Consider the following 25,329-nt stretch of genomic DNA (forward strand, 5'->3'; position numbering starts at 1 on the left):
GTAGGTTGAAAATCAAAAAAAAACATTATTAATTTCCTGCATTTGAAATAATTACTTTTTGAGATATTTTTTTATTCTCAGCAGTTAAAAATGTCGCAATATAAACTCCGGAACTTAGACCTGATGTAGAGAAACTATAATTTTCTTCAGCACCCAGATTCTTTTTAGATCGTACCGTTTTGCCAGAAATATCGTAGAGATGAAATGATTTGAATTGGATTAAATCAGGGTTGGAAGCTTTTAATGATCGGGCTGCATTATCCTGCATAATGAAAAAATTATTTTTAGTTTCTTCACTTGTACCCAGTCCTTTGTTTGTGAAAGTAATTTTAAATCGGTCGGGATATACGCCCTGTGGAATTGTGACTTCATAATTCCCGGTTTTAATATTGTGAAAAGACCCATCTGCAGCATCATATAAAAATATATTTTGCGAAGGATCGAAGTTTATAACTTCAGGAATATAAAACTTAAGTGTTGTACTGGCGGCTGCTTTTACCGTTAACGGAATTTGTTTTGTAATGTCAAAATTAATGCCCTGTATTACATAATTTTTTCCTTCCAGTAAAAAGAAGGCATCATTAGGAAAGTTATTGTCCATACTTAAGGCATCGATACCCTTATCAATACCGTCAGTAGCTTCGGGTAAAAAAGCAAGGGCAAGCTGTCTTGTAAATTGATTGTTGATAATGGCATTTATCCTGATATGAGGAATATCATTAGATGCTTCTGCTTCTTCATTTTTAGCAGTTTCTCCACTTTTAGCAGTAGTTTTGTTTCTTGCAGGTTTTTCAAAATGCGACAAACTTTCGCCTTCTTTATAAAATATTCGATACGAATTTCTAAACGTTACAGTACCATCTGCGGCTCCTTTAATTACAAAACCCTGCCCGATAGGCGCATATTTACGCTCACGCATAAGTCCGAATGTGGTTCCAACGTTATTTAGTGAACCATCGCCATTATAACTATTAAAAGTGGCAGGAACATAAATACCGTTTGAACCTAAAGTTCCGGGTGAATAAGTGGCATATCCGCCTCTGTAAGCCGCAATTAAATGTGAATTTACAGTTTTGTCCTGTTCCCAGAAATAAGCAATTCCGGTACAGGCATTATTTAAAGGATCTAATAAAAAAGCATTTAAATGTAAAGCAGACGGGTATGGATTTCCGGTTAAAGTTGAGGCATTGTTTGCTCCAACCGTAACAGTAATATTGCCATCATTTGGTTTTCCTCTAAAATCATAGCGCTGTGCACCTGTGCCGGGATTATTTACAATTCCCGTTCCTTCCGGATCTACAGCGTCAGACCCGCTGGTGCCTTTCATCGTAAAACCTTCACCTGGCGCTATTGTGGTTGTAGTTCCCACCTGAACCCATTGCGAATAACTATTGGCATTGGTAAGTTTATAAATCCATCGCGATGCGATTGAGAGCGGATTTGCACTTCCGTCATAATTTGCTAATGGAAGAATTGTTGCGGGAGTCGAAGCCGTTGAGGTTGTTGGCCTGTTTAGCATCGTAATGCCAAAATTCTGGTTGCCGGATGCTGCCACATTGATGCCTACTGGAGAACACCAGTAATTGTAGTCAAAATTATCAGCAGTTCCTTCCTGGTAAATAGACACAATTCCGGTTCCAACATTAGTTGAAGTTCCTGTTGTACCTTGTACCAATTGAGATAAATTACGCAGATACAAGTTTGAGTTTGCTGCTAAATTTATATCCTGCTTCACGAAAAGCACCTGGTTTTTTACATACACGGGAGTACTGGCACCAACATAAATCTGTCCAAAACTTTGAATAGAAATTATATAAATTAGTAAGGTAATCTTTTTCATAACTTTTATTTTAATTAAAAATCAGATGCTGTCGAATAACTATATTTCAAGTAATACTAAACCCTTAATTATATATTTCTGCCTGCAGCAAAACAGCTGCTATTTCCTTATCTGCATGATTAAGAATTCACTTTTATAAAAAAAACGGAAAACAAAGTATGATTGTAAACTAATCTAATATTGTAAAAAAAGTTATTTGAATTAGTTTTACTAACTACAAAATTACTTACTTATTGGTTACAATAAATTAAAAACCTAAGAAATTTACTATACTCAAAATTAAGTGCTATATAGTTCAGTTTTTTATATAATTTTTATCTGATTTTATATAATTGCCATTTTTATGCAAAGTTTTTTATAAAAGTGATTCAGTATCAAAGAACTTTTTTGACTACATTGGTTTTAAAAAGATTAGAATATCCTCTCGCAATTAACCTTGTTTCAGTTTCATTCCAGATTTCGCATTGTGCATTCACAAATTGTTTCCCTTTTTTTATTATTAATGTTTTGGCTATAATAATATCGCCAGAATAAGCAGGAGCAAAGTAATCAATGTTTAGGTTTATTGTGGTATAAAAATTTTCCTCGTCAAGAGAAAACAATGTAGCACCAATACAGTCGTCTGCAATTGCAGCCGTTACCCCGCCGTGTAAGGACTTAATTGGGTTGGTCATTTCTTCTCTAATTTGATATTTAAAAGTTACCGTACCGGGCCCGGCTGTAACAACTATGGGTTTCATCCAAAGCATAAAAGGAGAAGGCGAAAGAATAAATTCGCCGCCAATGTGATCTTGCAATACTTGTAATCTTGTTTTAGTTTTCATTTAATTCAATTCAATTTAAAATTATAATTATTATACCAACCGGTATATTTTTGTATATAAAAAAAGCAATCGTAAATACTGCCTTATTCTAAGTCTTCAATAATTTTATGAAGCGAAAGCATTACAGCTGATAAATCATTACCATTTCCGGTTAATTTGCTTATCATTATGGCACCTTCAATTAGTGCAATTATGGTTAAAGCTGTATTTTCTGCATTTATCGATTCTGCTTTAAATTCTCCTGCATTTATACCTTGGCAGATGAGGTACATTAGTTTTTCTTTCCAATAGAGCAGTGTTCTCTCGGCATATTTTTTAAGAACCGGATGTGTATCATCAGATTCTATTGCGGTATTTAATATCGGACATCCGCCAGGTGTAACTTCTAAATTTTGATATTTGGCATAAATGCGGGGATAAACCAACAATTTTTCTTTAAAGGTTCTTTGTTTTTCGATTTCCCGGCTTAAAACATCGTGAAGTTTTTTCACGTTAAACTTAAAAGAAGCAATTGCTACCTCGTCTTTATTTTCAAAATTTCCATAGATACTTCCTTTTGTAAGACCGGCTGCCGTTGTAATATCACTTATAGATGTACCGCTGTATCCTTTTGTATTAAAGATTGGAGCGGTTTTCTCTATTATAAACTGCTTTGTTTTTTCCGCTTTACTCATCTTGAAATAATTTTGTTATACAAATATATACCAATCGGTATGATTTAAAGACTGATTTGTATAATTATTTTTTGTGAGATTATTGTGATAAGGTTTTATTTCACAGATTGAAAATTTAGTATCTTAGTAATTGTTGTTGAATTTGCGTTTTGCTGCATAATTGTTTTTAATTTAAATTATCTAAATATGCCTTGGGATCCAGAGATTTATAATAAGTTTAAAGATATTCGATATAAACCGTTTTATGATTTAATAGCATTTATACAGCCAAAAAATGAAATGAAGGCTATTGATTTAGGATGCGGTACGGGAGAGCAGACTTTTATTTTGGCAGATAAATTTAAAGAAGCCCATTTTCTTGGTGTTGATGCTTCTTCTGAAATGCTGGCGAAATCAAAATCTCTTGAAATGAAAAACCTGCATTTTAGAAAAGCAACCACTGAAGAAACTATAGCCACTGGAGAAAAATGGGATTTAATATTTAGTAATGCAGCTTTGCAATGGTCGAATGATCATGAAAAATTATTTCCGCAATTACTAAAATTACTTAATAAAGATGGGCAGTTTGCAGTACAAATGCCGGTTCAGCCAGAAAACAAACTCAATATAATACTTTATAAACTGGCTGATGAAGAACCGTTTAAATCGTATTTAAACAGCTATAAAAGAGATTCACCAATTTTAAGTATGGATTATTATGCCCAAATTCTTTTTGACGGTGGTATGGAAGATATACAGCTCATGCACAGGGTTTATCCAATTATTGCAAACGACCATGATACACTATATAATTTTATCGCAGGTTCGGCATTAATTCCTTATATCGACAGACTTGGCGGAGAAAAGGAAGAACTTTTTATTAAAACCTTTAAAGAGCGAATAGCGGAACATTTTCCTAAATTTCCGGCTATTTATCCTTTTAAAAGAATTTTACTTTACGGAAGAAAAGTATAATAAAAACAAAAAGCCTGCAGATCAATTTCTGCAGGCTTTCTTCATTGAATTAATAGTTAAGTCAGGTGTTTATTCTTTATATAAAATAATAACAGCTTTGTAGCCTGTACCAACATTCCATTGGCTTGCTTCTATAACCTTTCCGTTGTCATCATAAACCTGAAATTCGGCAGTATTTGGTGATGCTGAGCCTTCGTTTAAAGCCTCAAAATCAATTTTGTTCATACCTTTTACCAGGTTTATTTTAAATCCTTTATATTCTCCCACCAAACTAACTTCTGGTTCGATAACTTTATCATTAAGATATACTCTGATTTTATCGCTGTCTACAAAAGCGGCATCACGGTAACGAATGGTTGAGGTTGTAGATTTGGTTACAAAACCGCCTAGATACTCATTTCGTCTGTAAAAAATACCCTCAACATTGGCTTCTCTTTTATAAAGTGTGTTATTTTTAAAAAGTTCATCTGGATTTATTTTTAAAACTATCGGATCTTTTGCAAGGGTTGGTTCATTTGGCGGCGGAGTTTCCGTTGGCGGAATTACTTCTTTACTTTCCGGAGTTTTAGATTGAATAGGCTGATATTTTCCTTTAACTTCTTCCTGCGAATAAGCTTGCAGCGAAGTAACAATTATTATTAAAAACAATATTCTTTTCATATACTTTGATTTATTTTAAAATGTATTAGAAGTCATTTTTAACTTCTTAATATCTATTTATAACAATCGATTAGGGCATTTATTGCCTCAAAAAGCAATTATATTACCAGAAATTGAAGTTTTGTTATAACCATATCGAATAGTGTAAAAATTTGTTTACATATCGCGATAATTTTAAAAAATATAATTGTTTACTAAAAAAACAAAAAATAAACTATTCAATATTTAACAATGCAGTTGGCGAATAGCCAAATTGTTTCTTGAATGCAAATGAGAAATGAGAGAGATTTTCAAAGCCAACTTCGTAATAAATTTCAGTTGGTTTTTTTTTGTTTTCTGCCAAATGATAATGCGCTAATTCGAGTCTTTTTTTGGTAAGCCACTTTTGAGGCGTTGTATTGAAGTATTTTTTAAAATCCCGATTAAAAGTAGACAAGCTTCGGCCTGTTAAATAGCCTAGTTTTTCCATTGGCATATTAAACATAAAATTTCGCTGCATAAAATCGATCAAATCAATTTTGCCCGGTTCATCAAAGCTCGCTAAGATATTATCTATTCGTTTGTCGATTGCCCTTAAAATGCTGATGGCTTCGGTAATTTTTAATGAAGCAATGTTTTCGGGAAAATCTCCTTCAATGTCAAAATAAGGCATTAAAGAAGCCAGACAGCTTTCTAATAACGGATGATTGTTATAAGAAATGATTTTTTGCTCAGAACCAGTTTTGGCACTTAAATCAATATTTTTATAAAATTCTTTCAAACGTTTAACAGAAAGATGCATTACAACCGTTTTATGCGGCTGGCCATTTTTGGGATAATTTATAATAGTGGCAAGCAAATTTCTGGGAATTAGAAAAATATCCCCGGTTTTAAAAGTAAAAACAGCATCGGTTTGTATAATCCTGGTTTCTCCGGAAATAAACCAAATCAGCATATGATCATCAAAAACCAAATCAGATTTGAAGAATTTATCTTCATAACAAGAGAGTTTGATCTCAGGCGTTAAATATTTTGATATATGTTCCATTTTGCAGTTGTTTTAACCGTCAGGCTTTTCTTCGAGTATCAAAGATAAAAATCCTGACGGTATATTATTTTCTAAACCTTCATTAAATAACATCAAATGATATTCCTAAAAGACGTTCGCTTAAATCCCAAAGCCTTTTAGCGTTATCCTGATCTAACGAATAAGGCTGTACGCCATATATCGTTTTGGGTTCATCAAATTTATGTTCTATGTTTCCAAGATCTAATTTTGCAATATCAGCATCTTCACAATAAACACCGCCAATAGTATTCAACAAAGGGCTTGTGGCACACCAAATTGTTGTTGCAGCGCCTTGTGGTACCGTTTTTAATAAAGCGGCAACTTCTGGTTTTAAATTTCCATTCTCATCATGCGTTCCTATTTGTTTAAATAATTCTATAGGTTCTTCCCTTCCTAAATCAGTACCCAAAACACTTCCCGGATGTACTGAATATGCTCTTACATTAAACACCTTAGCGCGGTTATCTAATTCTAATGCAAACAAATTACAGGCAGTTTTTGACTGTCCGTAACCTTGTAAAGTATGATAATCCCGATGAAGAAAATTAGGATCATCAAAATTAAACGGCGCCATTTGATGCCCGTACGAAGATATATTTAAAACTCTCGCTCCATTTGCCTGTTTAAGAGCCGGCCATAATTTTGCAGTAAGCTGAAACTGTCCAAGATAATTTGTTACCAATTGCGATTCATATCCGCGGTTGTCTCTGCGTAACGGAACCCACATAATTCCTGCATTATTAATAAGAAGATGAAGCGGTCTTCCTGAAGGTAAGAACTTTGCAGTAAAGGAATCTATAGAGTCAGGATTCATGAAATCTAAAGTTTCCAGCTCGACATTTGCAATTCCGTCAAGATTTTTTTGAGCTTTTGTAATATCTCTTGCAGCAACAATTACTGTGGCGCCTGCATTCGCAAGTGTTTTAGTGGTTTCTAATCCAATTCCGGTGTGTCCGCCGGTTACAATGGCAATTTTTCCTGTAAGGTCAATTCCTTTAATTACATCTGCAGAAGTTGATTTTGCATTAAATCCTGAATTAATAGGTTTTTGTAATGCTCCCTGATAATTATTTGTTTTCATTTTTATAAATATTAAATTGTTATGAAGCAAAATTATAGAGATGTAAAACTTTCGATTTTGTTTAAAACGTCATTTTTACTTTGTTTAAAACGTCATTTTGAATTCATTGTTTTTAATTATCTTTAACGCTGCACTACAACCAGTCTATTAAATTTTATTTTATGAAAGCATTGGTAATTGGAGCTACGGGCTCAACAGGGAAATTTTTGGTAGATCAGCTGCTGAAGGATAATGATTATTCTTCTGTCGTAACTTTTGTTAGAAAACCTTCGGGGAAAGAACATTCTAAACTGACAGAACATATTGTCAATTTTGATGAAATTGAATCTTTTAAAGATAAGATAACCGGAGATGTTCTGTTTTCCTGCCTTGGGACAACTTTAAAAGCTGCCGGTTCGAAAGAAAAACAATGGAAAATAGATTTTGATATTCCGGCCGCATTTGCTCTGGCTGCGAAACAAAATGAAGTAAAGTCTTTTGTACTGGTTTCTTCTTACGGAGCATCTGCCAAAAGCAATATTTTTTATTCTAAAATGAAAGGGAAACTGGAAGATTATATCGCCGAACGGAACTTTTGGCAATACATTATTTTTAGGCCCGGGCCTTTAGTACGTGAAGATACAGACCGACTGGGCGAAAAGATTTCGGTAAAACTTTTCAATTTTCTTAATGCAATTGGCATTCTTACCAAATTTAAACCGCTTGAAACACAGATTCTTGCAGCAAAATTAGTAAAGGCTCCAAAAATACTTTCGGAAGGAACTACAATAATCGAACTTAAAGAAATTTTTGAATTTTAATAAATCAAATCCACTCTCCCGAAGTATCATAACCGTCTGGCAGATAGGTAAGATATTGCACCATTCTTGGGCTTTTGCCTCTGTTTGCCGATGCACAATGCGGTAAAGTATTGTTCCAAATTATAAAATCGCCTGCATTGCCCGTTATAGGTTCCGGTTTTAAGGTTTCAATAGCTTTATTTCTTGGATTTTCATTTGGCCCAAGATTATCCAGCCAATCATCAATTTTGTTATGAAATCCCGGAACACAGTGAAAAGCGCCGTCATTACTGCCGCAGTCCGTAAGATAGAGCAGTCCCTGAAAACCAAAAGTTATGGGCTGTTTTAAACTAATATCCCAATGCAGCGGGCTTCCTAAAAAAGTAAAATCTTTAGTTTCAGGAGGGTTAAAGCTTACTTTGTCAATCGTTTTGTAAATTTTGGCTGAATTGTAGAGCTGTTCGTATGCTTTTTTAATTCTTGGTGAAAAACGGTTTTTATTTAATGTTTTGTGATCAGAAAAATTAAGCATTAATCCTTTTTGATCTTCATGTCTGTTATACCAGGTTTCGCTTTTATCAGGGTCCATTTTTAAGTAATTCCAGATTGCTTCAACGGTATCTTCGCAGTCTTTTTTTGAAACAGCATTTTTTATAATTACATAACCATTTTTATTCCAAAACTCAAGATCTTGTTCTGATAGTACATTTTCTATAGAATCAGCAGTATTATTTTCGTCTTTTTTTTGATTGTTAATCCAGGTTTTAAAAGTTTCAAAATCAGGTTTTTCGAAATATAAAAACTGTATGGCATCTTCCATACTAATTCCTAACAGGTACAAGATTTTAATTTCCTGATCCCATTGTGTATCCGTTATAGCATTAGAGTTGTTTATAGTACGGTTCCATAAATTTTCAAGAATACTCCAAGGCATAATTTTATAAACGTTTATTGCTTCAGCTCGTTAGGCAGGTTATTAAAATATAATTGAGATGGTCATTAAGATTATTACTAAATGTTTCCTCAATTTAATTATTTATTCCAAAAATAACCTATTAAAATGTCTTTTTTTAAAGTATAAATACGTGTTTTAATTTAAATTATTTCAGTGTTATATCGTCACTTTTAATCTGATAACGATATATAAAAATTTTAGGAACAGGAAAAGATATTTTTTTTGCCGGAATTACAATGCAGCTAAATTTTTAGGTTTAAAAAAAATGTATTCTAAAATAACCGGTTTATAGATCATGATGACCGGATTTTAAACCGTGAGTTGTCCTGAAAAAAGCTGACAATAATTTAACAGTAAGTATTAATTTTGACAGTACCTTTGTTTAAAACTATATTTTTTCTGTTAAATAATTTTAGAATAAATTTCTGTTCTTTGCAGTTATAAAAAATGAATACAGTCTTCGCTGTAAAAAATAGTGTACAATATTATACTAAACATTGAGTTAAGACTAATCATATTTACGTTATGGACAATAGAAAGTTTATATTAAGTTTAAAACATGGTAATGAGGCTTCTTTCAAAGAAGCTTACTTAAATTACTATGATAAACTGATAAACATTGCCAGACGATTTAATTTTACAGTTCTTACCCCGCAGGATTTTGTACAGGAAACTTTTTTAAGGCTTTATAATAAAAGAGAACTGCTTAACGAAGATGTTTTATTTGATAAACAACTGTTTGTTATCTGCAAGAACATTATTATCAATCATGTTAACAGAGAAAATAAAATAATTCAGCTTGATCCTTCAGGGTTTGAAATCGAAAACGAGGACTTAGATGATGTAATTTTTGAAGAAAGAAAAGAAAAATTATATACTTTCATAAATCAGCTTCCTGAGCAGCAGCAAAAAATATTTACTTTACATAAACTGGAAAACCTTAGCTATAAGGAGATTGCAGCAATGACAGACCTTTCTGAAAAGACAATTGCCAATCATATTTATCTTGCCAGTAAATTTATTAGAAAAAAAATCGAAGATCATTAGGAACTTTTTTGTTCTCGTTTGTTATACTAATAAACAGAAACAAAAAATGCATATTGAGTCTTATAAAACTGATGTTAAAACAAAGGAAGATGCAAGCTTTATTGTAGTGCTTCTGCAGTTTGTCATTTCTGACTGTTCGATGAATTTTGAGGTAGAAAACTGCGATCATATTCTAAAAATCGAAACAAACAGAGAGATTAAAGAAATGGTATATGGTGTTTTTAATAAACAGGGATTTTATTGTCAAAAACTTTAACGCTCTAAAGACATGGATGAAAAGAAAATAGAAGAAGAATTAAAAAAAGTATGGGACGAAATCCCTGTTTCGCATTCTGATAATGAAAAAGAGATGTCCTGGGAGCAGTTTCAAGCGAAGGCATTTCCTCCTAAGAAACAAAAAAATAAGCCTTGGCGTTATTATGCGGCTGCAGCGGCTGTTTTGATTTTTGCTCTTATTGGAACCGGACTTTATTTTAACAGCAGCAACCCCGCAAGCAATAATATTCAATTTGCCGAAAATATAATAGAAAACCCTGCTTCTATAATAAAAACTGCAGTCCTGCCAGATAGTTCAGTAGTAGAATTGAGTCCGAATTCTAAAATTGCATATGCCGGTAATTTTGCTGCAAATAGAAAAGTTGAAGTTTTTGGAGAAGTTTATTTTAAAGTTAAAAAAGATAAAAAACACCCTTTTCAGGTATTTTGCAATGAAACGACAACTACTGTTTTAGGAACTTCTTTTACAGTAAAAGGATATACTCAAAAAGAAGTAACAGTTGAACTTTATGAAGGAAGCGTTCAGATGAATGTAAAAAACCTGAATGAAAAATGGATACTAAAACCGGGCGAGAAATTTACGTATGGAAACAATTCCGCATCGGTTACTGAATTCAACAGATTTGTAGATTTTGATAATGAAAAGCTAACTGCCGTAAGCACTTACATTGAGTCAAATTACGGTTATAAAATGATTATTCCGCAGGAATATCATAATCAGCGAATCACGGTACGCATCAATAAAAAAGAAGATTTAAAAACGATTATCCAATTAATATCAGAAATGTATAACCTAAACTTTGAAGTAAATGAAAAATTAAAACAAATTACTTTTCAATAGAAAAGAAAAGGATGCACTAGCCGCGAAACTAAAAACATCCTTCCTACTAGTCAGGATAGTATAAAACTATTCCATTTAATAATATTCAAAAATACAAAATTTCATGAAGCATATAATTTCAGCGTGCTTTTTTTTATTCAGTTGGGGAGTATTTTCTCAAAACGTCACGGTAACTGTAGATCAAACGGTAACATTAAAGGACTTCTTTAAACAAATTGAAAATCAAACCGATTTTAAATTTGCCTTTACAGATCAAATTAATACGAGCCAAAGATATTTTACTCAAAAAAGTGCGTATAATAATATCGAAATCAAACAGCTTATTAATGAATTAAATAAAAGTACATCGATTCAATTTTCGATTGTAGGCAGTAATATTTTTGTGAAGCAGAAAGCCGTTAAAACAGCTAAAAAAAAAAATAAACTGACAGGACAGGTTCTTGATGAAAACAGGGAGCCCGTAATAGGTGCGAATGTTTTCATCATAGAACTTTCTACCGGTATTACAACAGATATTAATGGAATGTTTACCATAGAACTCGACAGAGGGATTTATAATCTTGTTGTAAGTTATGTGGGTTTAAAAAACAAAGAAAGACAGATTGCAGTTGATGATGATGATGTAAGAATAAAATTCAACATGGATTCTGACAGTCAGGAGCTGGAGCAGGTAATTGTAACCAATAGTAAGGCTGTTGATGTGAGGAATACTCAAATGAGCGTTAACAAACTTTCGATGGCAGAAATTAAGCGAATTCCTGTGGCAATGGGCGAGCCGGATCCTTTAAAATCAATATTAACATTGCCAGGAGTTACAAATGCAGGAGAAGCTTCTTCTGGTTTTAATGTTCGGGGAGGTGCTGCAGATCAAAATTTAATTCTGCTGGATGGCGGGCCGGTATATGGTGATTCGCATATGTTTGGGTTTTTCTCTATTTTTAATGCTGATGTTGTAAACGGATTGGATTTATATAAAGGCGGAATTCCGTCTAAATTTGGCGGACGTGTATCTTCTGTTCTAGATGTAACGCAGCAAACCGGAGATTTTGAAAATTTCAAAGTAAACGGAGGCATTGGTTTAATATCAAGCCGTCTTTTAGTGCAGGGACCCATAAAAAAAGATGTAGGTTCGTTTCTTATTGCAGGTCGTGCTTCTTATGCACATTTATTTTTAAAACTGGCTGACAATAATAATTCGGCTATGTTTTATGATATTAATGCTAAGTTCAATTATAGATTGGGCGCTAATAATTCACTTGCTTTTTCGGGATATTTTGGGAATGATGTTTTTGATATAAATGACCGTTTTGCCAGTACTTACGGAAACACAATGGGAATTTTAAGCTGGAAACATAAATTTTCTGATAACCTGAATACTAATTTATCTGTTTTTTACAGTGATTATAAATTTAACCTTGGCTTACAACAAGAAGATTTTGACTGGAACAATAATATTCGAACATACGGACTTAAGTATGGCTGGAATCATATTGTAACAGATAAGTTTAAATTAAATTACGGAATTGACGGCCAGTACTATAATTTTAATCCCGGTACCGTACAGCCTACAAGCTCAGATTCGCAGTTTAATTATAAACAGCTGGATAAAAAATATTCGTTAGAAACATCTGCTTATGTGGATTTTGAGAATCAAATCACTCCAAAATTAAACCTTCGTTACGGACTTCGCTACAGTATGTTTTATCGTTTAGGTAATGAAATCATTAATACTTATGAAGATGGAAAGGCAGTAGTATACAATCCGTTATATCATATTTATCAAGAAGCTACTCCAACAGGAACTATATCGTACGGAAGCGGAGAAAAAATAAGCAGTTTTAATAACCTTGAACCGCGTGTGGCATTGTCTTATGCTTTTAATGATAATTCGTCTGTAAAAGCTAGTTACAACAGAATGGCACAATATATTCATATTTTATCTAATACTCAGTCGCCATTGCCAACAAGCATCTGGACGCCAAGCGGTCCGTTTACAAAACCACAATTGCTGGATCAGTATGCGGCCGGATATTTTAGGAATTTTAAAGATGGTGACTATTCTTTTGAAGGAGAGTTATTTTATAAGAATATACAAAATCGTATCGATTACATTGATGGTGCCGATATATTGGCAAATAATAATATTGAACAGGTTATCTTAAATGGTAAAGCCAGATCGTACGGTATGGAATTATTATTTAGAAAAAATACCGGAAATTTTACCGGATGGGTTTCATATACCTTATCAAGAGCAGAACAAAAAACACCCGGCAGAACTGCTGAAGAACCCGGAGTTGCAAATGGTAATTGGTATTTGTCAGGATATGACAAACTGCATAATTTGAGTATTGTGGGAAGTTATGAATACAATCCTAAATGGTCTTTTAATGCTAATTTTACATTACAGTCGGGCCAGCCGGTAACGTATGCAAATGGGTATTATGAATTTGGAGGAATTAATATACCGAATTTTTCACTTCGAAATGAAAACAGGCTGCCGCTTTTCCACCATTTAGATCTGGCAGCAACTTACACGCCTAAACCGGACAAAAAGAAAGGATGGCAGAGCTATTGGGTATTCAGCCTTTATAATGTTTACAATAGAAAAAATGCAGCATCTATGACGTTTGCAACAAATGAAGACACGGGAGCGAATGAAACCAGAAGACTTTCTATTTTTGGGATAGTACCTGGAATTTCTTATAATTTTAAATTTTAATGAGTATGCAAAGGATTAATAAATATAATTTTAAAAGTAAAGCACTAGTTTTATTCAGCTTATTTTGTGTGCTGTTTTTATCATCTTGTGAAGATGTAGTCAATCTTGATTTAGAAACTGGACAGACAAGAATAGTAGTAGATGCTGAAATTATCTGGCAGAAAGGAACTCCTGGTAACGAACAAACCATAAAGATCAGTAAAACAGCTCCGTATTATAATAACACTACACCAAAAGTTTCAGGAGCGCAGGTAAGAGTTGAAAACAGTACCGGAACTGTTTTTACTTTTAATGAAACTGAACCGGGCATTTATGTATGTACTAATTTTGTTCCTGTTTTAAATACAGATTATACACTTTATGTACAAGCCGAAGGTCAGAGTTTTACGGCAGTAGAAAAACTAACTTCTGTAACACCAATTGACAGGGTAGAGCAAGAGACAGTTCCGGATTTTGACGGCAAGGATATAATAGAATTGACATTTTATTATAAAGATCCTGCCGATCAGGTTAATTATTATCTTTCAGATTATAAAAGCAGTTTCCTGATTTATCCGGAATATGAGCTTACAGATGATGACTTTTTTAATGGAAATGAAGTAAGTACAAGATACTCTCATGAAGATATGAAAGCAGGAAATACGGTTGATATTACACATCGCGGCATTTCTAAAAACTTTTATGACTATATGAATTTAATTTTAGAAATATATGGAGGAAGCCCCTTTTCGATTCCTCCGGGCAATATACGCGGAAACATTGTAAACACAACAGATTCTAATAATTATGCTTTTGGTTATTTCAGGCTTTGTGAAGCAGATAAAGTTTCGTATTTGGTAAAATAAAAATATTAATTGAAGGTTGATTTGTACGCGCATCTGGCATTAAAGAAATTTAATGTCAGATGTTTTTTTATGCTGTTTCCAAAAGGATACACTTCTTTATCAAACATCGAATTTTATCTCTATGCGGCAGGAAATATAAAATTAACCTGCCGATTAGACTGAAAAAAACAAAAAATATATTAAGTTTTAGATTAAAAGTTACTCAAAATTTTTTCTCAAATCAATTATGGTTTGATTAGGCATGTCAAGATTTACAAAACCTCTGCGGGGCCTGTCTAAATCGAGTGTAAATAAAATAACTAAGGAAACTAAAAGACAAAACCCGATTTGAACTATCCAGTCAACTCTGCCTTTGCGCTCTTCAGAATATCCGCCATAGAATGCAATAATCATAGACAGGAAAAACAGCATGACTAAAATACTTTCTGGAACTTTTGCTTTTTCTCCAGACAGGCGGGAAGTAGTTACATCAATCATGTCATTAAGTGCGGGAATCATCTGCTGGGTTGCGGCCAGATTATTTGGATCTTTAGCCAGTTTGGCAGCACGTTTCCATAATTTCGAAGAAATTACCTGAGATAAACTGTCGGCTCTTAAAATTCCTTTTGTATGGGGACCCGTTTCATAGTACAAAATTCTTGTTTCTACATAATCCTTAAAATCTTTGCGGAACAATGCTCGTGTTGAATCAGGATACAAATCGCTGCGCAGTATAGCAGTACCTATGATATTTGCTTCGTCGACAACAATTTTTCTTCGGGAATCATAACGATCACTGCTCATACTAAATGTAAACGCCAGTAAGAAAAAAAGCAATGCAATGAGTGCAGATGTTTCTGTCGATTTTTCCTCTGTTGGTTTTTTATTTCGAATATAATTTCCGGCAACTTTTCCGGCAAAGCTTGAAATAAGCATTAATATAAAAAGCAGGAGAGCAATTATCCAGGCTTCAGTTTGATTGAGAATACTCGTATCCATATAGTAGTTGTTTTTAGAAGTAATGTAACAACTAAATTAAGAAAAAAAATCTTTCAAATTTAAGGAATGCAAAAGCGGGATTTAAATTATAATGCTGTAAGTTAAATTCGCAGCTGGTTTGTTATTGCTCTTTTTTCTTTAAGCATCGTCCCCTTGGTTCATCACCCTTATGAAGTACAATTTCAGAATGTAAAAATTGAGCGGCATCTGCAGAATCTTTTACTTTGGCAGCGCTGCGCTCTAACATTTCAGATTCAAACTCTGTTAATACACTTTTCCTGATTCCGGTTTTTCTCCATTGCGATAAAGGTTTACATCCTTTTGAGATCGCTCTGGCCAGCGACAATGCATCCAGCAGTGCCTGATTTGCACCCTGTCCTTTAAACGGGCTCATTGGGTGAGCAGCATCACCAATCAGTGTTGAGGAGTTTCCTTTCTCTAATAATTGAGAATTCAATAACTGACGGTCATAAACAGGATAGCCCGAAATCTGGGCTTCTAAAGTTGCCGTTAAAATCTGCGGAATAGGATCGTGCCATTGTGTTCTGCGGCACGCTTCTTCCTTGAGGGCTAAAGGTCCTTGAGTACTTAAAAATTTTGCTTCATCTTCGGGCATTGGAAAACTCAATTGCCACATCACAGAATCTGAAGTATACGGCATGATATAGATTCGCTCATTGCCATTGGCGGTTTGAAATACAGTAGCCGAATCCAGTAAAGAATTATTAATACCTTCCAGCATGCTTAAAGGACAAATACCCAATATTACAATACAGCCCAAATAGCGCAAAGGTGTTATATCATCACCAATTAACAGCTTTCGCACCGAACTGCGAATACCATCGGCACCCACAACAAGATCAGCTTTGGCTTTTTTTATTTCACCATTTACCTGAAAGTTTAGCTCGATACTTTCATCCTCACAATTTTTAAAATCAACTAATTGATGTCCCCATTGTACGACATCATGTCCGCCAAGCTGTTCAAGCAGTTCTAAGCGCAGAGATTGTCTTGCGATATGCACATTGGTACGTTTTGCAGTCGTTTTAGCGTCAGATTGTATCCATTTTCTATTTCCCCATTCACCAACCACTTTTCCTTCTGTAGTATGAACTAAATGTCTTGTTGAAACTACTCCGTCTTTTAATGAAAAAATACCTAATCCTTCGATCGCTTTACTGGCTTGCTGCAAAGTGAGTCCGTAGCCCTGAGATCGCGCAGCGAAGTTATTATCGCGCTCATAAAGAGTAAAAGGAATTCCGCGGTGCAAACAAGCCGCAGCAAGTGCAGCTCCGCCTATTCCGGCACCAATAATAGCAACGTGAGGATAGTTTTCTTTATCTGGTTCAGGATAACTGGAAGAATTCATCAAACCAGATCCGTTACAGTTTAAACATTTGTACAGGTTAGCCTTAGGACGAACCGGAGCTGTTCCATTGCCTTTTGTTTTCTCAAATTGATCGAATGCCATCTGGTAATTGAGCCGCACTTTTTTACTAAGCCTTCGGCTTTTTTTACCACGTCCCTGACATTCCTGGCAAGTAGTCCACATATTCGTTTCTTTAAAACTAAATTTTTTGTACAAAATTTAGAATGGGCAAATTTAGAGCGAAATTAGTATATACACAAATTGAATTTTATTGAGATATAATTGCTGTTTTGTTTTGATTCTGAGACTTTAAATTTCAGAACCATCTAATAACATTTTGAAAAAGGTTCAATTAGAGTACACTTTGCAATTTTTAATAAAATTTTAAGAAGTAAAAAAAACTATGGGTTGATTTTTATAGATTTGCAAATCTATAATTTCCAAAAATTAGTTTGGGAAACAATTATAAAAGCCAAAGACAATGAAATTCATTACTTCAATATTTTTATTTTTACTACTTGGTTATTCAAATTGTTACTCTCAATTGAGTTCAGATCAAATATGGGAAAGCTTTAAACAAGGAGAACGTACCAATTGTTCCTCGATTGCTTTAATAAAAGCTGCTTTAAATATTTATGGATTAGACAACCTTTTTGTAACTGAAAAAATAAATGACAGCGAGCAAAAAATAACGCTAAAAAATAATGCATCATTTAATCTGAAAAATAATGAACTCGATAAAGCCAGATTTTCTGCCGGTTTTGTTTTAATTAAAGACAACTGTGAGAGTGAAGTAATAACTGACTATGCAATACTGGCATACGCAGTAATGGCAAAATATAAGCAGATTATTGATAAGGAAACAACTTTTGATAAAGCATTAGAAGATTTAGAAGATGGTGAAGTATATACCCCAACAATTTATAAGTATTTAGGATTCGAAAAAGGCAAACAAATTCAAAAGTTAAAGCGGCAGTCAGGAAATGAATTTTGCGGCGTTGTGGCATGGTCAACTGCGCATGCAGTTTTTGTTTGTGAAGAATTTATGGATTATTATGGCAACAAAAAAAGTATTTGGATAAAATATCCGGGACGATTTAGAATAATCAAGTCACCGGATGGAGTAAAAAACAACCATAAAATTACCGAATTTTCTGAAGAGACTGTCACTTATGAGGACGAGATAGAATAAATAATGCACATTGTTAAAGTTTTCTAAAAAAAAGAAATGAAATAAGTTGTGATTTAACTTAATTTATATATTTTTGTCACAACCAACAACTAATTTACATCTATAAAATGAAGAGCAAAATTATATTATTAAGTATCCTTTTCTTCTTGACAACTGGTGCTATTATGGCACAGGCAAAAAATGCCCCAAGAAGTATCATTAGTACAACAGCCCTAATTCGCAAATACCACGATCAAAAAGAATTGAGCGGTATGCAAAAAGGAGAACTTTTAGAATTGTACATCGAGCGTATTAAAGTTTTAGTAAAAACACTTCCTTACATTGCTTTGGTTACAAAACCAGGTGTTACAATGGCAGATTTAGGTATTCCAGACGATGGTGACCACAAAAAAATATTAGATAACCAGGCAATTGGTACTTCAACTTTCTTAGATACTACTGTAGAGTTTCAAAGAAAAATGATGCCTTACTCTGATAAAGGGAATCTTATCGCGGCAATTTTATTCTACGAAAACACATTAAAATCTTTACACGAATTCAATGACTTGAACGAAATGTAATAACATATATAGTCTGCAAAAACTTATTAAACTCCAAAGTCATTTGATTTTGGAGTTTTTTTATGCATTTTCATTGTATCAAAATAATAAAACCTTATCATTTTGATATGGGTTTTAATGAGTATTAAATTATAATTTGCTAAAGGATTCCTTTATAGGCTGTCTGTATGCTTAAATCTTAGTGCGATTTTAATATTGGTATTTAATTTGGATATAGTGTTTTTGTATTTCTGAGTACTAAAATTGGAAGTGCAATAAACGAATATGAAAATCCAAAAACAAACTATAGATTTTTCAGCTCAAGAGTTTTTGTCAGCTGAACCATTTTCAGAAAAAAAAGCTTTCTTATTGAATAGTAAGATAACTGAAGAAGAACTGCCAGAGTTTACAGTTGAAGTCACCAATTCTAATCATGCTTTCTGGGTAAAAGAAATTTGTGAAGTTACATTGTCCTCTGCTATAGCAAGAGGAACAGGTATTTCCGGGCGTTCACCTGAGCAGCTTATAGAAAAGATACATAAAGGTGAAGCCGTCATTGCTTTTGCATCAGATGGGCGATGGGCAGGTTTTTCTTTTATCTCCTCCTGGGATAATGGCAGATATGTTTCTAATTCCGGATTGATTGTTGCCTCCGAATTCAGGCATACAGGCCTTGCAAAAACTATTAAAAGAAAAATTTTCGAGCTTAGCCGTCAGAAATATCCTGAGGCTCGTATATTCAGTTTAACAACAGGTTTGGCAGTAATGAAAATGAATCACGAACTGGGTTTTGAGCCTGTTACTTATTCAGAGCTTACTACCGATGAACTTTTCTGGGAAAACTGCAAGTCATGTGTCAATTGCCCTATATTATTAAACAAAGAAAGAAAAAACTGTTTATGTACAGCAATGATGTACGACCCAAAAAACGTTTCTAGCACTATTTAAGAACAGATTTATTTACTTAATATTATAAAAAATCCTATTTCGTTAGAAATGGGATTTTTGTTTATCGTGATTTTTGTATTTGTAAAAGTGAATTTTTTTTAATATTTGTTAAAATTGAGAATGTCTTTATAAATGATGTTAAAAATTTTTACATTCTCATTAATTAGATCTTGAAATATGAACTTTGTATCTATACTTATTCTTGATTTTTTATTTTCTGTTAAGTCATATATTGTTGGCTATTAGTTTCTTATGTTCGTGAAATCGTTGTGTAGGTCTTGATTTTTTGTCAACTTTTTCCTTAATTTATTTTTAAACTCTAGTTTCGTTATGGTCCTTTTTACAGGGAACAAACTAATTAAAAAACCGAAACTTATGAGAAACAAATTACATGTTATTTTTTTTAAAAGAGACAAATACTGCCATATTATTATGTGGATTTTTTTCGTTCTCTTAACTTCAAGTTCTTATGCCCAGCGCGGCTATTATGATGCGCCGTACAAAAGATACGAAGCAAACTTAGGACAATTGTCTAATGGTGCTTCTGTTACTTCAAAATCGTATATTCAGGCCGATCTTCAATCTGAAGCTTCAGACCAGCAATGTGTAAACCTTTCAGCTGCCAATGCTGCTGTACAATGGACACTTACAGAAGCTGCCGATGGGCTTGTAGTTAGATACAGTGTTCCAGATGGGCAAACGGGTACGATAGGCGTGTATAACGGAAACACAAAGCTGACAACCCTTACATTGACTTCAACATGGTCTTGGGAATATTTGTGGAGCAACGGAAATCCGAATAATAACGGAATTACAAATCAAAACCCAAGAATGCGATTTGATGAAGTACGTTATAAACTTCCTGCTAAAATTGCTGTTTCCGGAACTTTAAAACTCGTAAGGGAATCAGGCAATATTCATTTGGATTTTGCAGAGATGGAACCAATTCCAACGGCTGTTACCGCTCCGGCCGGTTCCGTGACTTATACCGGAAACGGCAGTGATCTTCAGACTTTTATTGATGCAAACGGCGGTAAAAAGATATTTGTTCCGAGTGGAGTTTTTAATGTTAACCGGGAATTGTATTTTGGTGTGGCCAATACTTCATTAATTGGCGCAGGAATGTGGTATACTCAAATTAATTTTACCAATACAAGCAGCTTAAACGGAGGATTGCGTGCCAATGCGAGTAATATTTCATTCAGCGATCTTTATTTGACAACATATTCGGCTTCGAGAAGCAATTCTTATAAAGGTATAAATGGGGTTTTTACAAGTGGTTCAACGGTAAAAAATATTTGGGCAGAACATTTTGAATGCGGTGCCTGGATTGCACAATACAATACTGGAGGTCCTGCAATTGCCGATGGATTTACACTGTCTCATTGTCGTTTTAGAAACAATTATGCCGATGGAATTAATCTTTGCAAAGGAACTGCAAACTCAATTGTAGAACATTGTAATTTTAGAAACAATGGTGATGACGACCAGGCGATTTGGTCTGCAGATGGACTGGAATGTATCAATAATACGTTTAGATACAATACTTCTGAAAACTGCTGGCGTGCCTGTGGTCTTGCTATTTACGGCGGAAAAAATAACAAAGGGTATAATTTGATTATAAAAGACAATCTGGAAGCAGGAATCAGGGTTAGTAATAATTTTCCCGGAGCACCATTTAACAATGATGGTATGCACGAAATACACGATATTACCATAACAGCATGCGGAACTTTTAATGATACCTATAATAATCCAGTGGCGGCTGTTGACATTTTTAGTGCTTTTAATGCCGGAACTCAGGTTAAAAATGTACAGTTTTATAGTATTGATATCTTAGATTCAAGAAATGATGCTATTTCTATAAGTAAAAGATCAGGTGATGGTATTTACAATCTTTCGTTTAAAGACATAACGGTTAACGGAACTGGTAAAGAATTTCCAAACAATAATGCGCTTAATAGAAATTGGGGCAGAGGTTATTTTGTACTTATAGCAGGTTCTCCAGGTGGTAATGGTACGTATTGCAATATGAACTATTCTAACAGAGGCGGAAATGCTGCGGCTAATGAAGAAATCAGTGCAATTGGTGCATTTTCATGGACGCAGAGTTCTAATTGTTCCACTACAAATGTTCCGGTTACGGGCGTTACAATCACACCAACAACAGCGACTTTAGGTGTTGGAGCAATACAGCAATTAACGCCAGTTGTTGCTCCAACAAATGCTGCAAACAAAACGGTAAGTTATAGCTCTAATAATACTGGCGTTGCGACTGTAAACGGGGCAGGTTTAGTTACGGCAGTTGCTTCGGGATCGGCAGCCATTACGGTGACAACTCAGGATGGTGCTAAAACTGCAACTAGTATCATCACAGTAAATTCATCAAATGTAGCGGTAACAAGTGTGAGTCTTAGTCCTTCGTCAGCAGCTTTAACTGTAGGTGGAACGCAGCAATTAACGCCGACAGTTTTGCCATCTAATGCAGCTAATAAATCTGTGAGTTATGCTTCAAACAATACAGGTGTGGCAGCGGTTAATTCATCAGGTTTAGTTACAGCAGTTTCAGCTGGTACAGCTGCAATTACGGTAACAACTGCAGACGGAAATAAAACAAGTACAACAGAAATTACCGTTAATGCTGCAACAGGAAATTATTTTGCAATAAAAAATAGGTGGACAGGGAATTATTTATATGATGCGGGTGCCAATGCTGGGTATGGTGCAGCTATTGCAAACAACAATTACAAATGGGAAAAAGTTGCTGTTGATGCCGCTTATTATATAATAAAAAACGTAGGTACCGGAGATGTAATACATATTGAAAACTTAACGGGAGCAGTGCAATGTACAGCAGGATCACCTGGCTGGTGGAGCGCACAATGGTCAAGTGAAAATGTTGATGGCACCTGGGTAAGAATTAAAAACAGGTGGCAGACAGGAAGTATGATACATATTGAAAACCTAACGGGATCTGCTCAATACATCGGAGCTCAAAACAATTGGGAAAGTGCACAATGGCAGTTTCAAGCAGCCTCTGTATCAAAGAAAGTTAATGTTAATGAAGCAGAAACAGCAGTTGAGAATTCTGTGGTTAATATTTATCCAAATCCTGCCACCAACAATGAATTTAATATTGTTTTACCAGAACTAGAAGCGGGCGACACGGCAGTAATAACGGTTACGGATATTAACGGGAGAAAGATTTTGGTAAAAAAACTCAACTCATCTGCAAAAATCAATTATAATTTAGCGGCTGGAATATATGTTGTTACAATTAATTCTAATGCTTTTAATGTTTCTAAAAAACTGATTGTTAAATGATGGACTATTAAGTTGATGATTTACAATTGATTTTAATTCCTCTAAGGTCTTTTTAGACCTTGGAGGAAAATCCAGGAAATATAAAATATTATTATTTCAACTAATAAAAGTTTAATAATGATCATAATAAAGAAAGCCTTCGGGTTGTTTTTTATTATTTCATACAATCTAAATCAAATAAAACTCTTTTTTCAGTTTAAAAGTAGCTGTGAGAAAGCCTAAATTTCTATTTCATTTCCCATTAAAGGAACTTTGCATTTAAAATGATATCGATCCTGAATTTTAATTCGCAGCGCATCTGCCGGCAGATTTTCACCGTGTACTAAATAAATGCATTTGGGAATGTTTTTAAGAGCCGAAAGCCAGTTTAAGAGATCTTCCTGGTCCCCATGTGCAGAGAGTCCTTCTATTTGAAAGATTTTGGCCCTTACATTATAGTAATTACCATATATTTTAATTTCATCAGCTCCTTCAAGCAGCCTTCTTCCACGAGTACCTTCTGCCTGATAGCCTACAAAAATAACGGTAGTCTTTTCAATACTTATGTAATGTTCAAAATATGATAATACTCGTCCGCCTGTCACCATACCGCTTGCAGCAATGACCACTTTAGGCTGAGGGTCTGCAATAATGCGTATAGTTTCTTCAAACTCAGAGACAATAGTAAACATTTTATACATTTCATGGCAGTCATTAACGGAAAGTTTATGCCATTGTAAATTTTCCAGAAATACATGCAGTGCATTAGCTCCCATTGGTGTATCCAGTATATAGGGAATATTAGGAATCCTGCCTTCTGTTTTAAGCTGCCATAATAGAAACATTATTGATTGCGCTCTCTCTACGGCAAAGCCGGGAATGATCACAGTTCCTTTTTGTTCTATGGCAGTATTTATTAATGTTTCCAGTTCTTTCTTTACATCCAGATCAGGATGCAGGCGATCTCCATAAGTGCTCTCCAGAAATAGATAATCAGCCATTGTGGGTTTTGTTGGCGGAAACATCAATACATCGTCATCTCTACCTATATCACCTGAAAATACTAAAGTTTTGCCTTCCAGAGTTAGTGTAATACTGCAGGCGCCTATAATATGTCCGGAACTTTCAAAAACAGCCGTGATATCATCTGCAACAACTACTGGTGTGTTTGGCTGTATGACTTTTAAAAAAGAAGTAACGTCCTGAGCTTGTTGGATTGTATAGAGTGGTTCTGCCTGTGTATGTTTAGAATACTGTTCTTCATTAGCTTTATAGGCTTCTTCTTCCTGAATTTTGGCACTATCTAAAAGAACAAGTTTAGCTATGGATTTGGTTGGGGCTGTACAGTATATTTTGCCTTTAAAACCTTGAGATATTAGTCGGGGCAGCCAGCCGCAATGATCTAGATGACCATGAGTGAGAAGTACACAATCTATTGTAGAAGGTAAAATAGGTAATGGATCCCAGTTGAGTTCTCTGAGTGATTTAAGACCTTGAAAAAGACCACAGTCAATCAATATTCTGCTGTCTTTAGTTTCTATCAGGGTTTTTGAACCCGTTACAGTTCCCGCGCCTCCTATAAAATTTATTTTCATTTTAAATAAGTTTACAAATTTGTGAAGCTTCATGCAATACATTTTTGATCCGGTTTTCACTAAGCCCGATTTTATGAAGACCTTGCGAATCATCAATAAGATCTTTTACAAGTATCTGATCCAGAATAAGCAATTTTTCTTTTTCTACCATTGACAGCGTTGTAAGACAGGTAACAGGATAAAGAGTTCCTTTGTCTATTTTATCTTTGAGGTTGTTATATTGCGGATAATCCCAGCTTAAAAGAGAGATTCCGCTGCAATTGGCAAAATCCTGAGCATCTTTTGTAAAACGATTGTTGGTTACTATAATACAGGAATTAATAGTTTCGCTATTAGAAAAAAGAGTGTGCTGTTTTGCTTTAAGGTCATTAAAACGAGAAAGGATGTACATAGGAACTTTTACATCCGAAGATCCTTCTTTGCTGCCGTGAAATTTACATTCAACCATAGATATTATGTTATTTTTCATAATGGCTATGTCTACTTCATGCGAAACGCATTTTCCTTGCAGCGTTAAGTTTATTTTTGTCTTAAATCCATCGGCAGCATACAATCTTGAAATGAATTTTTCAAAGAAAAATCCTGTTGGACCCAGCATTTGTAAAGCCAATCTAATATTGTAACGTGCAGCATGTCCATTTGCTGCTTTTTTTAAAATAGCGAAGGCTAGTTTGTAGATTTCTTTGGTGGTTATACCATCATACATTTGCTTTTCTATTTCAGCCAGGGATTCCCGTATAAGATCATCGGCAGCTCCCGATTTTTTAAGGGAAAGTTTTAATTTTTCTTTGTCGAAAGGTACTTCGTGACCAGAGTGCTTCGTTATTTTCATTATAGATTATGAGTTGATGTCGAATTATAC

The 25,329-nt window shown here is 34.3% G+C and carries 22 protein-coding genes; 11 read left to right on the forward strand and 11 right to left on the reverse strand.

The window, feature by feature from the left end:
* Nucleotides 1-28 precede the first annotated feature (28 nt).
* The 3 genes from LUU93_RS20190 to LUU93_RS20200 form a co-directional block, all read right to left on the reverse strand.
* Nucleotides 29-1,840 (reverse strand): DUF8693 domain-containing protein, encoded by a 1,812-nt coding sequence (locus LUU93_RS20190; protein ID WP_232682959.1) that lies wholly within the window; start codon nucleotides 1,838-1,840, stop codon nucleotides 29-31.
* A 374-nt stretch (nucleotides 1,841-2,214) separates the two neighbouring features.
* Nucleotides 2,215-2,664, reverse strand: a complete 450-nt coding sequence (locus LUU93_RS20195; protein ID WP_232682960.1) for a PaaI family thioesterase — start codon at nucleotides 2,662-2,664, stop codon at nucleotides 2,215-2,217.
* Between the two features lie 83 nt (nucleotides 2,665-2,747).
* Nucleotides 2,748-3,338 (reverse strand): TetR/AcrR family transcriptional regulator, encoded by a 591-nt coding sequence (locus LUU93_RS20200; protein ID WP_232682961.1) that lies wholly within the window; start codon nucleotides 3,336-3,338, stop codon nucleotides 2,748-2,750.
* A gap of 186 nt (nucleotides 3,339-3,524) precedes the next feature.
* Here LUU93_RS20200 and LUU93_RS20205 point away from each other — a divergent pair, with 186 nt between their 5' ends.
* A complete protein-coding gene (locus tag LUU93_RS20205) occupies nucleotides 3,525-4,292 on the forward strand; it encodes a methyltransferase domain-containing protein (RefSeq protein WP_232682962.1) in 768 nt (255 codons plus the stop codon).
* A gap of 69 nt (nucleotides 4,293-4,361) precedes the next feature.
* Here LUU93_RS20205 and LUU93_RS20210 read toward each other — a convergent pair whose 3' ends face one another.
* From LUU93_RS20210 to LUU93_RS20220, 3 genes are all read right to left on the reverse strand, one after another.
* A complete protein-coding gene (locus tag LUU93_RS20210; RefSeq protein ID WP_232682963.1) occupies nucleotides 4,362-4,952 on the reverse strand; it encodes a hypothetical protein in 591 nt (196 codons plus the stop codon).
* Nucleotides 4,953-5,166: 214 nt separating this feature from the next.
* Nucleotides 5,167-5,979, reverse strand: coding sequence for a helix-turn-helix domain-containing protein (locus LUU93_RS20215; protein WP_232682965.1), 813 nt, complete (start codon nucleotides 5,977-5,979; stop codon nucleotides 5,167-5,169).
* An 82-nt stretch (nucleotides 5,980-6,061) separates the two neighbouring features.
* On the reverse strand, nucleotides 6,062-7,081 hold the full coding sequence (locus LUU93_RS20220; protein ID WP_232682966.1) for an SDR family NAD(P)-dependent oxidoreductase: 1,020 nt from the start codon (nucleotides 7,079-7,081) through the stop codon (nucleotides 6,062-6,064).
* 161 nt (nucleotides 7,082-7,242) lie between these two features.
* Here LUU93_RS20220 and LUU93_RS20225 point away from each other — a divergent pair, with 161 nt between their 5' ends.
* Nucleotides 7,243-7,881 (forward strand): NAD(P)H-binding protein, encoded by a 639-nt coding sequence (locus LUU93_RS20225; RefSeq protein WP_232682967.1) that lies wholly within the window; start codon nucleotides 7,243-7,245, stop codon nucleotides 7,879-7,881.
* A 4-nt stretch (nucleotides 7,882-7,885) separates the two neighbouring features.
* Here the strand turns inward: LUU93_RS20225 and LUU93_RS20230 are convergent, their stop codons facing one another.
* Nucleotides 7,886-8,794, reverse strand: a complete 909-nt coding sequence (locus tag LUU93_RS20230; RefSeq protein ID WP_232682968.1) for a phytanoyl-CoA dioxygenase family protein — start codon at nucleotides 8,792-8,794, stop codon at nucleotides 7,886-7,888.
* Between the two features lie 546 nt (nucleotides 8,795-9,340).
* Between LUU93_RS20230 and LUU93_RS20235 the strand changes: the two genes are divergently transcribed.
* From LUU93_RS20235 to LUU93_RS20255, 5 genes are all read left to right on the forward strand, one after another.
* The gene (locus LUU93_RS20235) at nucleotides 9,341-9,862 is read left to right on the forward strand and encodes an RNA polymerase sigma factor (protein WP_232682969.1); all 522 of its coding nucleotides are present in this window, start codon (nucleotides 9,341-9,343) and stop codon (nucleotides 9,860-9,862) included.
* A 46-nt stretch (nucleotides 9,863-9,908) separates the two neighbouring features.
* Nucleotides 9,909-10,118, forward strand: coding sequence for a hypothetical protein (locus LUU93_RS20240; protein WP_232682970.1), 210 nt, complete (start codon nucleotides 9,909-9,911; stop codon nucleotides 10,116-10,118).
* A gap of 12 nt (nucleotides 10,119-10,130) precedes the next feature.
* Nucleotides 10,131-10,979, forward strand: coding sequence for a FecR family protein (locus tag LUU93_RS20245; RefSeq protein WP_232682972.1), 849 nt, complete (start codon nucleotides 10,131-10,133; stop codon nucleotides 10,977-10,979).
* A 103-nt stretch (nucleotides 10,980-11,082) separates the two neighbouring features.
* Entirely contained in the window at nucleotides 11,083-13,698 is a 2,616-nt protein-coding gene (locus LUU93_RS20250; protein WP_232682973.1) for a TonB-dependent receptor, read from the forward strand.
* A gap of 5 nt (nucleotides 13,699-13,703) precedes the next feature.
* Nucleotides 13,704-14,543, forward strand: a complete 840-nt coding sequence (locus LUU93_RS20255; protein ID WP_232682974.1) for a DUF4249 domain-containing protein — start codon at nucleotides 13,704-13,706, stop codon at nucleotides 14,541-14,543.
* Nucleotides 14,544-14,741: 198 nt separating this feature from the next.
* On the opposite strand, the gene LUU93_RS20260 is transcribed toward LUU93_RS20255, so the two are convergent.
* Together LUU93_RS20260 and LUU93_RS20265 are read right to left on the reverse strand one after the other, a co-directional pair.
* A complete protein-coding gene (locus tag LUU93_RS20260) occupies nucleotides 14,742-15,521 on the reverse strand; it encodes a bestrophin-like domain (protein WP_232682975.1) in 780 nt (259 codons plus the stop codon).
* Nucleotides 15,522-15,642: 121 nt separating this feature from the next.
* Nucleotides 15,643-17,073: an FAD-dependent oxidoreductase gene (locus LUU93_RS20265; protein WP_232682976.1), complete on the reverse strand. Its 1,431-nt coding sequence runs from the start codon at nucleotides 17,071-17,073 to the stop codon at nucleotides 15,643-15,645.
* 298 nt (nucleotides 17,074-17,371) lie between these two features.
* Here LUU93_RS20265 and LUU93_RS20270 point away from each other — a divergent pair, with 298 nt between their 5' ends.
* From LUU93_RS20270 to LUU93_RS20285, 4 genes are all read left to right on the forward strand, one after another.
* Nucleotides 17,372-18,082, forward strand: a complete 711-nt coding sequence (locus LUU93_RS20270; RefSeq protein WP_232682977.1) for a hypothetical protein — start codon at nucleotides 17,372-17,374, stop codon at nucleotides 18,080-18,082.
* A gap of 107 nt (nucleotides 18,083-18,189) precedes the next feature.
* Nucleotides 18,190-18,642, forward strand: coding sequence for a hypothetical protein (locus tag LUU93_RS20275; RefSeq protein WP_232682978.1), 453 nt, complete (start codon nucleotides 18,190-18,192; stop codon nucleotides 18,640-18,642).
* 264 nt (nucleotides 18,643-18,906) lie between these two features.
* Nucleotides 18,907-19,569 carry a GNAT family N-acetyltransferase gene (locus LUU93_RS20280; protein WP_232682979.1) on the forward strand — a complete coding sequence of 221 codons (663 nt, stop codon included), beginning with the start codon at nucleotides 18,907-18,909 and terminating at the stop codon, nucleotides 19,567-19,569.
* Between the two features lie 375 nt (nucleotides 19,570-19,944).
* Entirely contained in the window at nucleotides 19,945-22,893 is a 2,949-nt protein-coding gene (locus LUU93_RS20285) for an Ig-like domain-containing protein (protein ID WP_232682980.1), read from the forward strand.
* A 218-nt stretch (nucleotides 22,894-23,111) separates the two neighbouring features.
* On the opposite strand, the gene LUU93_RS20290 is transcribed toward LUU93_RS20285, so the two are convergent.
* Nucleotides 23,112-24,467 (reverse strand): MBL fold metallo-hydrolase RNA specificity domain-containing protein, encoded by a 1,356-nt coding sequence (locus LUU93_RS20290; RefSeq protein WP_232682982.1) that lies wholly within the window; start codon nucleotides 24,465-24,467, stop codon nucleotides 23,112-23,114.
* A gap of 1 nt (nucleotide 24,468) precedes the next feature.
* Entirely contained in the window at nucleotides 24,469-25,299 is an 831-nt protein-coding gene (locus LUU93_RS20295) for an ATP cone domain-containing protein (protein ID WP_232682983.1), read from the reverse strand.
* Nucleotides 25,300-25,329 lie beyond the last annotated feature (30 nt).

It is taken from the genome of Flavobacterium soyae, from assembly GCF_021245985.1.
In the GTDB taxonomy this organism is placed as follows: domain Bacteria; phylum Bacteroidota; class Bacteroidia; order Flavobacteriales; family Flavobacteriaceae; genus Flavobacterium; species Flavobacterium soyae.